The 12624-nt window shown below is 61.7% G+C and carries 10 protein-coding genes, 2 tRNA genes and 1 other RNA gene; 11 read left to right on the forward strand and 2 right to left on the reverse strand.

The features are described from left to right. Positions 1-192 precede the first annotated feature (192 nt). Positions 193-513 (reverse strand): chorismate mutase, encoded by a 321-nt coding sequence (locus ACZ9HU_RS06620; RefSeq protein ID WP_476103653.1) that lies wholly within the window; start codon positions 511-513, stop codon positions 193-195. Between the two features lie 74 nt (positions 514-587). On the opposite strand from ACZ9HU_RS06620, the gene ACZ9HU_RS06625 reads away from it, so the two are divergent. The 8 genes from ACZ9HU_RS06625 (at position 588) to ACZ9HU_RS06660 (ending at position 10391) form a co-directional block, all read left to right on the forward strand. Next, on the forward strand, positions 588-1619 hold the full coding sequence (locus tag ACZ9HU_RS06625) for a polyprenyl synthetase family protein (RefSeq protein ID WP_476103655.1): 1032 nt from the start codon (positions 588-590) through the stop codon (positions 1617-1619). Between the two features lie 274 nt (positions 1620-1893). After that, positions 1894-4362, forward strand: a complete 2469-nt coding sequence (gene hrpB / locus ACZ9HU_RS06630) for an ATP-dependent helicase HrpB (protein WP_476103657.1) — start codon at positions 1894-1896, stop codon at positions 4360-4362. Positions 4363-4394: 32 nt separating this feature from the next. Continuing rightward, positions 4395-4673, forward strand: coding sequence for an ETC complex I subunit (locus ACZ9HU_RS06635; RefSeq protein ID WP_274173280.1), 279 nt, complete (start codon positions 4395-4397; stop codon positions 4671-4673). Positions 4674-4721: 48 nt separating this feature from the next. After that, an RNA gene (gene ffs, locus ACZ9HU_RS06640) (signal recognition particle sRNA small type) lies at positions 4722-4816 on the forward strand. Positions 4817-5110: 294 nt separating this feature from the next. Next, entirely contained in the window at positions 5111-6913 is a 1803-nt protein-coding gene (locus tag ACZ9HU_RS06645; protein ID WP_476103660.1) for a DNA polymerase III subunit gamma/tau, read from the forward strand. Beyond that, complete coding sequence (locus ACZ9HU_RS06650) at positions 6914-7249, forward strand: YbaB/EbfC family nucleoid-associated protein (RefSeq protein ID WP_168604628.1); 336 nt, start codon at positions 6914-6916, stop codon at positions 7247-7249. A 196-nt stretch (positions 7250-7445) separates the two neighbouring features. Further along, complete coding sequence (gene lon, locus ACZ9HU_RS06655) at positions 7446-9887, forward strand: endopeptidase La (RefSeq protein WP_476103663.1); 2442 nt, start codon at positions 7446-7448, stop codon at positions 9885-9887. A 177-nt stretch (positions 9888-10064) separates the two neighbouring features. Further along, a complete protein-coding gene (locus tag ACZ9HU_RS06660; RefSeq protein ID WP_476103697.1) occupies positions 10065-10391 on the forward strand; it encodes an HU family DNA-binding protein in 327 nt (108 codons plus the stop codon). Positions 10392-10503: 112 nt separating this feature from the next. Here the strand turns inward: ACZ9HU_RS06660 and rlmB are convergent, their stop codons facing one another. Continuing rightward, complete coding sequence (gene rlmB, locus ACZ9HU_RS06665) at positions 10504-11334, reverse strand: 23S rRNA (guanosine(2251)-2'-O)-methyltransferase RlmB (protein WP_476103665.1); 831 nt, start codon at positions 11332-11334, stop codon at positions 10504-10506. A gap of 167 nt (positions 11335-11501) precedes the next feature. On the opposite strand from rlmB, the gene ACZ9HU_RS06670 reads away from it, so the two are divergent. The 3 genes from ACZ9HU_RS06670 (at position 11502) to ACZ9HU_RS06680 (ending at position 12540) form a co-directional block, all read left to right on the forward strand. Continuing rightward, a tRNA-Tyr gene (locus tag ACZ9HU_RS06670) sits at positions 11502-11587 on the forward strand. 228 nt (positions 11588-11815) lie between these two features. Further along, positions 11816-11901 (forward strand) — tRNA-Tyr (locus ACZ9HU_RS06675). A 96-nt stretch (positions 11902-11997) separates the two neighbouring features. After that, positions 11998-12540 carry a hypothetical protein gene (locus ACZ9HU_RS06680; RefSeq protein ID WP_476103667.1) on the forward strand — a complete coding sequence of 181 codons (543 nt, stop codon included), beginning with the start codon at positions 11998-12000 and terminating at the stop codon, positions 12538-12540. Positions 12541-12624: the final 84 nt, after the last annotated feature.

The following is a 12624-nucleotide window of genomic DNA, read 5'->3' on the forward strand; positions in this document are numbered from 1 at the left end:
GCGGGGGCCCTTTGCAATCCCGATACTGTCATCGGCGTGCGTCGGATCATCCTCGCGCAAGGTCGCCGTGCCGCAGGCTTGATAAACGGCTTCGCGGATTGGCGAATCCCGGCGATCCAAACGCCACCCCATAACGGGATTGCAAAGGGCACCCGCCCTTTGCCCGCCGGAGGCAAAACTCCTTAAAACCCCTTACTCGCCCAATTTGGCTTTCTCATGATGCCGGATCACTTCATCAATGATGAAGCGTAGGAATTTCTCGCCAAAATCGGGATCAAGCTGCGCATCCTCGGCCAGTTTGCGCAGGCGGGCAATCTGGCGCTCTTCGCGCCCCGGATCGCTGGCGGGCAGGGTGTGGGTGGCTTTATATTCGCCAACGGCCTTGGTGATGCGGAAACGTTCGGCCAGAATGTGAATCAGCGCGGCATCGATATTGTCGATGCTCGACCGGAAAGAGGCCAGAACCGGATCGGTGGTGGCAACGATGCTGCCCTGATGTGACGTTTCAACCATAAAGCGCCGCTAGCATGAGACAATGGTCGATTCCAGCCTTGCCTTTATGCGGGATGCGGCGCAATGCGGGCCCGATGACTGCCCAACCCGTTTCCATGACTGAACGCGCGGCGCCTATGGATGCGCCTCAGCCCTCGATCGACCCTTTGCTGGCACTGACCGCCAAGGGGATGGACGAGGTCAATGCTGTGATTCTCAGCCGGATGGAAAGCGAGATCCCGTTGATCCCGCAACTTGCCGGCCATTTGATTTCGAGCGGAGGCAAGCGCCTGCGCCCGATGTTGACCGTCGCGGCGGCGGATCTGGTCGGCTACACTGGCGGCGCGCAATATGCTCTGGCCGCGGCGGTGGAGTTCATTCACACCGCGACTCTGCTGCATGATGACGTGGTCGATGGTTCCGACCTGCGTCGGGGCAAGGCGGCGGCCAATATTATCTATGGCAATCCCGCCACGGTGCTGGTGGGCGACTATCTGTTCAGCCGTTCGTTTGAATTGATGGTTGAGGCCGGTTCACTGCGGGTGCTGGATATTCTGTCGCGCGCCTCTTCGATCATTGCCGAGGGTGAGGTCGATCAGTTGACCGCCCAGCGCAAGATCGAGACGAGCGAAGAACATTACCTCTCGATCATCGCCGCCAAGACCGCCGCGCTGTTTGCCGCTGCCTGCCGCATCTCGGCGGTTGTTGCTGGGCGCAGCGATGCCGAAGAGCAGGCGCTCGACGATTATGGCCGCTACCTTGGCGTGGCGTTCCAGTTGGTGGACGATGCCATCGACTATGATTCCGAAGCCGCCGAAATGGGCAAGGGCAAGGGCGATGATTTCCGCGATGGCAAGATGACCTTGCCGGTGATCCTGGCCTATGCCGCCGGGACCGAGGAAGAAAAGCAGTTCTGGCGCGACGCCATCGCCGGTTTCCGCGCCGAGGACGAGGATCTGGCCGAAGCCATCGCCATCATCGCCCGCCACGGTACGGTCGAGGCCACCCGTCAGCGCGCCGCCGATTATGCGCAAAAGGCGATTGATGCTTTGAGCATCTTCCCGGCTGGCGAAATGCGTTCGGCGTTGGAAGAAGCGGCGCTGTTTTCGGTGGCGCGGCGGTATTAAGAGGTAGGTTGGCCTCCGGCGGGCAAAGGGACTCGGTCCCTTTGCAATCCCGATACTGTCATTGTTGTGCGCCCGACCATCCTTGCGCAACCTTGTCGCGCAGCACGCAGGCTTTATAAACCGCTTCGCCGACTAGAGCGCTTCACTGCAAACTTGGCGCAACCCCATAACTGGATTGCAAAGGGCCCCCGCTCTTTGCCCGCCGGAGGCAATTAAAACCCCCCCGCTGGCGCCCCACTTCCCTTTTCCTGCAAAATCCATAAGACGCAAACCTGTGTCAGACCTGCCCATCCATGCCGTCCTTCCCGACTTGCTCGCCGTCCTGCGCCATCGGCCCAACGCGGTTTTGATCGCGCCGCCCGGTGCGGGCAAGACGACAAGCGTGGCGCCCGCCTTGATCCGCGAGGCGTGGTGCGATGGCAAGATTATCCTGCTGTCCCCTCGACGTGTCGCCGCCCGCGCTGCGGCTGAGCGTATGGCCGAAATGATGGGCGAGAAGGCGGGGGAGACGGTGGGCTACCTGACCCGTCTGGACAGCAAGCAATCGGCCAGAACGCGCATTCTGGTGGTGACCGAGGCGATTTTTGTCGCGACCATTCTGGCCGATCCTGAACTGTCCGGCATTTCCGCCGTTTTGTTCGACGAGGCGCATGAGCGCAATCTTGACAGTGACTTAGGCTTGGCTCTTGCTGTCGAGTGTCAGCAAGTTTTGCGCGACGACCTGCGCATCATCCCGATGTCGGCCACCATCGACGGTGAACGGTTTGCCGCCTTGCTCGGCCCCGATACGCCGGTGATTGAGAGCGAGGGGCGCGCATGGCCGCTTACCATCCGCTGGCTTGGCGCGCGGGCAGAGGCGCGTATGGATGAGCAGATGGTCAGCGCCATCCTGACGGCTTGGCGCGAGGAGAGCGGTGACATTCTGGCCTTTCTGCCCGGCGTCGGGGAAATTACCCGCGTCGGGGAAAAGCTGGAGGAGCGGTTGAAAGCCACGCCGATCCTGCCCCTGCACGGCCAATGTGAACCCCAGGCACAGCGCGCCGCCATTCGCCGCGATCCGGATGGACGCCGTCGTATCGTGCTGGCCACCAGCATTGCGGAAACCTCGCTGACGCTGGATGGCGTGTCGGTGGTGGTTGATTGCGGCCTGTCGCGCCGCCCGGAATATGACAAGGCCGCAGGCGTAACCCGCCTTATCACCACGCGCTCGTCTCAGGCCGCCGCCGCCCAGCGGGCGGGCCGCGCCGCGCGTCAGGGGCCGGGCGTTGCCTATCGCTTATGGGAAGAGGCCGCCCATGCGGGCCGCCCCGCCTTTGATCCGCCCGAAATGCTGACCAGCGATCTGGCGCCTTTTACTCTGGCTTTGGCGCAGTGGGGGGCGCTTGATCCGGGGGCGATGGCGTGGATTGATCCTCCTCCGGCGGCGGCGATGGCGGCGGCGCGGGCGAAACTTTCCAGCCTTGGCGCGTTGGACGGCGATCGCATAACCGATCATGGCCGCGCGATGGCCAGTCTGCCGATGGGGCCGGAACAGGCGCATATGTTGCTCTATGGCGCGGCGCGCGGGGCGGGGGAAACGGCGGCGATGCTGGCCTTTCTGTTGCAGGAGCGGGGCCTTGGCGGGCGCGGCGAGGATTTGCTGGCACGGCTGGATCGTTGGCGCACGGATCGCTCGCCAAAGGCCGAGGCCGCGCGTCAGATGGCAAGGCAATGGGGCAAACGCGCCGAAAAACTGGTGCCTCGGCTGGCCGGTGAGGCACCGCCTGCGGGCGTTTTGCTGGCCGAAGGTTTTCCCGACAATCTGGCCAAAAGGCGGGATGCCAGCGGCGAGGAATGGCTTGCCGCCGGGGGCAGGGGGCTGGTTCTTGACCAGCTCTCATCCTTGGCACGCAGCGAATATCTTGCCGTGGGTGAAGCGCAGGGGTCGGCCAAGGGCGCGCGGATTACCGGCGCCATCGCCCTGACCGAGGCCGAGGTGGTGGAGCATCTGGCGCACCGGATCGAGCGGCGGTCGACCTTGCGATGGGTGGCTGACGAACGCCGGGTCGAGGCTTTGCTGGAACGCCGCCTTGGCGCATTCGTTTTTGCGCGGGGCAGCGATCCCAAGCCGGACCCGGCGGCGATGACGGCCTTTCTGTGCGATCGAATCAGGGCTGAAGGATTGGGGATTTTGCCATTGGGCAAGGCCAGCCTGAACCTGTTGAAGCGCGCGCGCTTTGCCGGATTCGAAGCCTTGGGCGAGGACGCCTTGCTGGCCGAGCTTGAGGAATGGGCGGGGCCGCATCTTAAACGCCGCCTCGATTCGGTGGAGGCGGGCGCCCTGCATCAGGCCTTGCTGGACCGATTTGGTTGGGATGGAAAACAGACGCTCGACCGTTTGGTCCCCTCGGAATTCCGCAGTCCGGCGGGCAGCAGCCATCCCATCGATTATGACGATGCAGGCGGCCCCAGCATCGAGGTGCGCGTCCAGGCGCTATTCGGGCTGGAGCGGCACCCGACCTTTGGCAAACCACCCCAGCCGCTGCGTTTGCTGCTGACTTCGCCGGGCGGAAAGCCGATCCAGACGACGCTGGATTTGCCGGGATTCTGGCGGGGAAGTTGGCGCGATGTGGTCAAGGATATGAAGGGGCGATACCCCAAACACCGCTGGCCCGACGAGCCATGGGCCGAAGACCCCAGTCTGAAGACGAAAAACGCATTCGAAGCGAGCAAAAACCGCAGCGAAGGCAAAGGTCGCACTTGATTTATGGCGCGATTCGCTGGCATGGCAATCGCATGACCGCACGTATCTTTCAGCGCCCGAAGAACGCCATGCAGTCCGGCAAGGCCCTGCTGGACCAGTGGATCCTCGAATTCGCCCCGAACGAAGCCCGTCGTCCCGACCCCCTGATGGGTTGGCCCGGCAGCGCCGACACGCAAAATCAGGTGAGCCTGAAATTTGCCTCGCTGGACGAAGCCAAGGCCTATGCCGACAAGCATGGCATCGTGGCCACCATCCACGCCACCCCGCCGCGTCGTCTCAAGCTGCAGGCTTACGCGGATAATTTCCGTTAAGTGACAAAGGGGGCTTGCCAAGTTTGGCAAGCCTCGCCATAGGCCGCTCCGGGAGTCGGTCGGACGTTGCGTCCGCCAACCTGGTCAGGTCCGGAAGGAAGCAGCCACAACGGAATTGCCGCGGGTCGGCCGGCTCCTACGTTACAAAGAACCAGCTTTCGGGCTGGTTTTTTTGTGTTTGCGGTTGGGGTTTATGCCTCCGGCGGGCAAAGGGTCTGGACCCTTTGCAATCCCGTTATTGGGGTTGTGTTTTTTGGCCAGTCTTCCGCGAAGCGGCATATTTACAGCCTCTGGCGGTGAGGCGTCGCGCTTTGGGCGATGCAGAGCGCAACGCAGACAGTAATGGGAGCGCGAGGGTCTAGACCCTCGCATTTATCCCTTCTTCTTTCCCTGTAACCCATTCGACAAACCTTTCCCCAAGCCCTAGTTAGACAGACATGATGACTGATTCCTCGGACATGTTTGGCGGCGACGATGACGGCGATGATCTGCCGTGGGATGATGACGCGCCCGAAGAGCAGCCCAGCGCCGCGGAGTTGGAGGAAGCCGGACAGGAAAGCATGTTCGGCGCGCCCGAACCGGCCCCAACATCCGCGCCGGTCGTTTCGGCTCAACCTTATCGCGTTCTGGCGCGTAAATATCGTTCGCAGACCTTTGCCGAGTTGATCGGTCAGGATGCGATGGTCCAGACGCTGGCCAATGCGATCAAGCGTGACCGGTTGGCCCATGCATTTTTGATGACCGGCATTCGCGGGGTGGGCAAAACCTCCACCGCGCGCCTGATTGCCAAGGCGCTCAATTGTGTGGGGGCGGATGGCAAGAGCGGTCCGACAATTTCGCCCTGTGGCGTGTGTGAGCCTTGCGTGGCGATTGCCGAGGGCCGCCATATTGACGTGATCGAAATGGACGCCGCCAGCCATACCGGCGTGGACGACGTGCGGGAGATCATCGAGGCGGTGCGCTATGCGGCGGTTTCGGCGCGTTACAAGATCTATATTATCGACGAAGTTCACATGCTGTCGCGCAATGCTTTCAATGCGTTGCTCAAGACTCTTGAGGAGCCGCCTGCACATGTGAAGTTCCTTTTTGCCACCACCGAAGTCGACAAGTTGCCAATTACGGTGCTGTCCCGGTGCCAACGATTTGATCTGAAACGTATTCCCGCCAAATTGCTGGCGGAACATTTCGGCTCGATCTGTGAAAAGGAAGGCGTGGCCATCGAGGCCGAGGCGTTGAGCATGATTGCCGAGGCCGCCGAAGGTTCGGCGCGCGATGGTCTGTCGATCCTTGATCAGGCGATTGCCCATGCCGATCTGGCCAGCGATTCCGAACACACCAACGTCACCGCCGAGAGCGTGCGTGAAATGCTGGGCCTTGCCGACAAGAGTGTGCAGCGCAAATTGTTTGCGGCCTTGCTGGGCGGGGACGGGGCCGGGTTGCTCGATCTGGTGGCGGCGCAATTTGCGCTGGGGGTCGAACCGATCAACCTGATGCGCAGCGCGATGGACATTACCCATCGCATCACCGTGGCGCAGGTCGGGCGCGGCGAAGTCAAAGCCGTGTCAGAGGACGAGCGCAAGACTATCGAGGATTGGGCCCAGCGTCTGCAACCGGGCCAATTGCACCGCCTTTGGCAATTGCTGATCAAGGGGCATGACGAGGTGAAGACCGCGCCTGCGCCTTTGGTGGCGGCGGAAATGGCGTTGCTGCGATGCCTGCATGCGGCCGATATGCCCGATCCGGGGCAATTGGTGAAAAAGCTGGAAGGTCTGGCGGCGCAGGCTGTCGCCATGCCCGCACAGGCCGCATCTTCTGCGCCCGGTCAGGACGCTCCGCAATCCGCAGCCCCCGCGATGGATTGGAAGCAGTTGGTCGAACATGTCGAACATTACTCTATCCCGATGGGGGCGATGATGCGCGGACAGGTTCGGGTGATTGAACTGGCGCCTGCGCGACTGGTGTTTGAACAGGCGCCGGGCTTTGCCATGAATATCGTCGATGACTTGCGCAAGATTTTGCGTGAGGTGACGGGCGATCTGTGGGAAGTTGAGCAGCGCAGCGAAGGCGGCGCGCCGACTTTGATGGAGGTTGACGCCAAGGCCCGCGATGCGCAGGTGGCGCAGCGACAGGAATCGCCCTTGATGCAGGCGGCATTGGCCGCTTTTCCCGGGGCGCAGGACATTACCGATGAAGGACAATCTGGCGGTTTTCAGCGCCGCCAGTCCTATGGGAGCCGATAGATGAAGTCGATGGAAGAAATGATCAAGGCCGCCCAGCAGGCCGCCGAAACGATCCAGAAGCAGATGAACGAAACCCAGTCCAAGCTGGATTCGCTTGAAGTCGAAGGCAGCGCGGGTGGCGGTCTGGTCAAGATCCGCGCCAGCGCCAAGGGTCGGGTGATCGGCGTTTCGGTGGATGACAGCCTGTTGGTGCCCGCCGACAAGGGCATTCTGGAAGACTTGATCGCGGCCGCCTTCAACGATGCACGCGCCAAGGCGGACGAAGTCGCCGGGGCCGAACTGGCCAAGGCGCAGAGCGGCATGGGCCTGCCGCCGGGCTTCAAGCTGCCGTTCTGATCCCTGCAGAAAAATCCGCCGAAAGGCCCTGCATCCTGACCCGGTTTTGCCGCCGGGGCCGTGATGCGGGGCCTTTGATTTTGAAGGCTGGGTATAAGTTGGCTCTTTTTCCCCATTGCGCCGCGCGCATCTGCTCCCCATATCCTCAAAAACAACGCAGGGCCGCCGTTCTTGGGCGCAACCCGAATGGAAGATTATGACCGACGAGAACACTCCCTCGAATGAGATCCAGTCGCTGCCTTCGCTGCTGCCCATGCTGCCGCTGCGCGATATTGTGGTATTTCCCGGCATGGTTGTGCCGCTGTTTGTGGGCCGCGAAAAATCGGTGGCCGCGCTTGAAGCCGCAATGGCGGGCGACAAGGATATCTTTCTGCTGGCCCAGCTTGATCCGGGTTGCGATGATCCGCATGCCGATGATCTCTATGATGTCGGCGTGGTGGCGACGGTCCTGCAATTGCTGAAACTGCCCGATGGGACGGTGCGCGTTCTGGTCGAAGGGACGCGCCGCGCCCGCATGGTCGCCCTGACCGAGGAAGACGAGATGCTGCGCGCCGAACTGGCGCCGGTGGAAAGCGCCGAGGCCGAAGGGCCGGAAGTGGCCGCCATGATGCGCAGCGTGGTTGATCAGTTCGGCGAATATGCCAAGCTGAACAAGAAGCTCTCGCAGGATGCGGGCGATCAGCTTTCCGAGATCGAGGATGCCTCGGCTCTGGCCGATCAGATCGCCAGCCATATCAGCGCCAAGGTGGCCGACAAGCAGGCCCTGCTGTCGGAAACCGATCCGTTGAAGCGGCTGGAAATGGTCTATGGCTTCATGGAAGGCGAACTGGGCGTGCTTCAGGTGGAGCGCCGTATCCGTGGCCGCGTCAAGCGCCAGATGGAAAAGACCCAGCGCGAATATTACCTCAACGAACAGTTGAAGGCGATCCAGAGCGAGTTGGGCGGCGGCGATGAAAGCGGGGCGAACGAAATCGCCGAGCTTCAGGAGCGCATCAACAAGCTCAAGCTGAGCAAGGAAGCGCGGACCAAGGCCGAGACGGAACTCAAGAAGCTGAAGACCATGCAGCCGATGAGCGCCGAGGCGACCGTCGTGCGCAATTATCTCGATGTGCTGCTGGGCCTGCCCTGGGGCAAGAAGAGTAAGCTGAAGAAGGACATTGGCGCGGCGCAGGCTGTGCTCGATGCCGATCACTATGCTCTGGACAAGGTCAAGGACCGCATCATCGAATATCTGGCGGTGCAGGCGCGGACTAACAAACTGAAGGGGCCGATCCTGTGCCTCGTCGGCCCGCCGGGCGTGGGCAAGACCTCGCTGGGCAAGAGCATCGCCAAGGCTTGCGGGCGCGAATTTATCCGGCAATCGCTGGGCGGCGTGCGTGATGAGGCCGAAATCCGCGGCCACCGCCGGACCTATATCGGCTCTATGCCGGGCAAGATCGTGTCCAATCTGAAAAAGGCGGGGACGAGCAATCCGCTGTTCCTGCTCGACGAGATCGACAAGCTGGGTCAGGATTTCCGCGGCGATCCGGCCTCGGCGCTGCTCGAAGTGCTGGACCCGGAACAGAATGCCAAGTTCCAGGATCACTATCTGGAACTGGACATTGATCTGTCGGACATCATGTTCGTCTGCACGGCCAACAGCCTGAACCTGCCCCAGCCGCTGCTGGACCGTATGGAGATCATCCGTCTGGAAGGTTACACCGAGGACGAAAAGGTCGAGATTGCCGAGCGCCATCTGGTGCGCAAGCAGGTTGAGGCCCACGGGTTGAAGAAGGGCGAGTTCACGCTGACCGAAGGTGGTTTGCGCGATCTGATCCGCTATTACACCCGTGAGGCGGGCGTCCGCACGTTGGAGCGCGAAGTTGCACGTCTGGCCCGCAAGAGCCTGCGCAAGATACTGGAAGGCAAGGAAAAGAGCGTGGTAATCACGCCCGAAAACCTGGCTGATTTTGCCGGTGTCCGCAAATTCCGCCATGGCGTTTCGGACGAGGAAAACCAGATTGGCGCGGTGACGGGTCTGGCATGGACCGAGGTGGGCGGCGAATTGCTGACCATCGAAAGCGTGACTGTGCCGGGCAAGGGCGCGGTCAAGACCACCGGCAAGCTGGGCGAGGTCATGAGCGAGAGCGTCCAGATGGCGTTCTCCTTCGTAAAGGCCCGCGCGCCTGCTTATGGGATCAAGCCTTCGATCTTCAACCGCAAGGATCTGCACATCCACTTGCCCGAAGGCGCGGTGCCCAAGGACGGACCGTCGGCGGGCATTGGCATGGTCACGGCCATGGTTTCCACGCTGACGGGCATTCCGGTGCGCGCCGATGTGGCGATGACGGGCGAAGTCACGTTGCGCGGTCGCGTTCTGGCGATTGGCGGCCTCAAGGAAAAGCTGCTTGCCGCCCTTCGCGGCGGCATCAAGACCGTGTTGATCCCGGAAGAGAACGCCAAGGATCTGGCCGAGATCCCGGCCAATATCCGCGAAGGTCTGGAGATCGTGCCGGTCAGCCATGTCGATCAGGTTCTGGCCCGCGCGTTGGCCGAAGTGCCGCAGGCGATCGAATGGACCGAAGCCGACGACCTGGCCAGCCAGCCCGGCGCGGCCCCGGCGGGTGGCTCGGCGCCTTCTACTGCGACTGCACACTGATAATTGCTGCAACGCCGCGACTCGGATGTGTCATCCGGGTCGCGGAATGCGCGTGATGTGCGATGGGATGATTTCTATCTCGCTTCGTCGAAAATCCCCGTATTCTCGGGGATAATTGCGGGTTTTTAACCGCATTTCGCTTTGACAGGGCGTTCAAAAATCGCTCAATTCCGCCCGCTGTCGAGGCGACTCAAACAGACATTTTTCAACGTCCTTTCTGGGGGTACCCAAATGAATAAGAACGAACTGATCGGCGCTGTTGCCGAAGCCAGCGGCCTTACCCGCAACGATGCGACCAAGGCCGTCGAAGGCGTGTTCGATGCTATCACTGCTGCTCTGAAGTCGGGCGACGAAGTTCGCCTCGTGGGCTTTGGCACTTTTTCGGTGGCCAAGCGCAAGGCTTCGACCGGCCGCAACCCCCGCACCGGTGAGCCTCTGGCAATTTCGGCCTCGGCCCAGCCCAAGTTCAAGGCTGGCAAGGGCCTGAAGGACGCGGTGAACTGATCACCGGCGCCTGACTGCTGAATGGCTGAAACGCCTCGCAGCCATAAGCAGAAAGAAAAACGCCGCCTCGGATTGCTCCGGGCGGCGTTTTTGTTGGTCGGGTAAAGGGGGCTTATTCCTCACCCTCACGCGTGGCCACGGCGTAAAGCGCGATGGCGGCGGCGTTGGACACGTTGAGCGATTCCATCGCTTCGCTGATCGGCAGGCGGGCCAGCGCGTCGCAATGCTGTGCAATGTTCTGGCGCATGCCTTCGCCTTCGGCGCCCAGCACCAATGCGACGGGGCCGGCGGTCATGGCCTGCGACAAGGTGGCATCGGCCTCACCGGCAAGGCCGATGCGCCAATAACCGGCCTCGGCGATTTCTTCGAGCGCGCGGGCCAGATTGACCACGCGGACCCATGGCACGATTTCCAGAGCGCCGCTGGCCGACTTGGCAAGCGTGCCCGATTCGGGTGGCGCGTGGCGGTCCTGGGTGACGATACAGGCCGCATTGAAGGCGGCGGCGGAACGCAGGATGGCCCCGACATTGTGCGGATCGGTCACCTGATCCAGCACGATGACCGGACGCGAGGGATCGCCATCCAGCACGTCATCGAGATAGATATCCTCCAACCCGTCGCATTCCAGAACCAGCCCCTGATGCGGCGCATCGCGTGCAACAAGGCGACCCAGATCGGCGGCCTGCGCATATTCGACCGTGAAATCAGCGGGCAACTCGCCATCCAGATTCGCGATGGCTTCGCGCGTGGCCCACAATTTACGGTGGCGACGGTCGGGATTCTTCAGCGCGGCTTCGACGGCATGATGGCCCCACAGGCGCACCGCGCCCGCGCTGGCGCGGCCAGAACCGCGGCCGCCCTTGTTCCGCCCCGCGCGGCCACGCAGCGCCTTGCCTTTTCCACGCCCGCTTTGGGGAGTGTCGTCGTCGCTGTGGCGGCTCATGAAATTGTCCTTTCTCGTAAAAATTTCCCCGCCTTTGCCAATTCGAGTGTTGACAGGCAAGGGCAAGATCCGCATAGGCGCGGTCCTCGGCTGAACGGCCCCACAAAAAGGGGCCTTTCGGGGGGAAACCCCCAGGCTTGATTGCCTCGTAAGAGGTTTGACGGTGTGGACAGGTGGCCGAGTGGTTAATGGCAGCAGACTGTAAATCTGCCCGCGAGAGCGTACGCTAGTTCGAATCTAGCCCTGTCCACCACCGTTACAAACTTCCCATGAAAATCATGCGCTTTTTAACGGATGGTCCTGCGTGTCCGTCACAGAGGTATTTTTCAACAGCCTATTTCCGACACGCAATTTTGGCATGTTGACAGACGCATTCAACATGCCCATAGGCGCGGACCTCGGCTGAACGGCTCTGTGCAAACAGAGCCATTCTGGGGGGAGACCCCCAAGCTTGATTGCCTTGAAAGAGGTTTGACGGTGTGGACAGGTGGCCGAGTGGTTAAAGGCAGCAGACTGTAAATCTGCCCGCGCAAGCGTACGCTAGTTCGAATCTAGCCCTGTCCACCACCGAACCCTTAAGGCATTGAAGCCTAAGGGAATGGCTGTAAATCAAAGCTTTCAGAACCGCTCAGGTCCAAAAGAGCGGTCCAAATGGCATTGAGAATGGCTAAGCTGTATCGCACCAAATCAGGCCGCTGGGCCTCCCGTCAAGTCATCCCGGCAGACGTAAGAGCGGCCTACGGCAAGGGCGAGGAAAAGCCCACTTGGGATGCTTCGCTCACTGAGGAACAGGCCAGCGCTGCCTACCATGCTTGGCTTGCCGGAGTGAAAAGCCGCATTGCCTCCCTGCGCTCTGCTGCCAAGCCAGCCGACACTCTCCCCGCCCTTGATCTGTCGCAGCGTGAATGCCGCGCCTTGGCTGGGCTGTGGTATGACGACCTCAAGGCCCGCTATGAGGCGAACCCCGGCGATGCCGAGGGGTGGAGGATTGCTCAGGAGGAGGTCATTCCTGAGGAGACCGAAGCAACCTACCACCTGACCGCTGAGGAGGCCGAGGCGTTGCCCTTGCGTGTCTCCCCGTGGATCAAGCGTGAGGCTGCCTCTTTGTTGGCCAGCAAGGGCCTGCGATTGACCGATGGGGCCACCGACAGGCTGCACCAAGACATGGCCGCTCTGTGGCTGCGCTTTGCCGACCTGGACTTGTAACGGATTTGTGCCGGTCACCTATCTCACTATGCCACCTTGGCCTCGAATGCGAGGGGGCTGATGCCGCCCAGATATGAATGGCGC

The organism is Novosphingobium sp. Sphag1I (assembly GCF_056279125.1).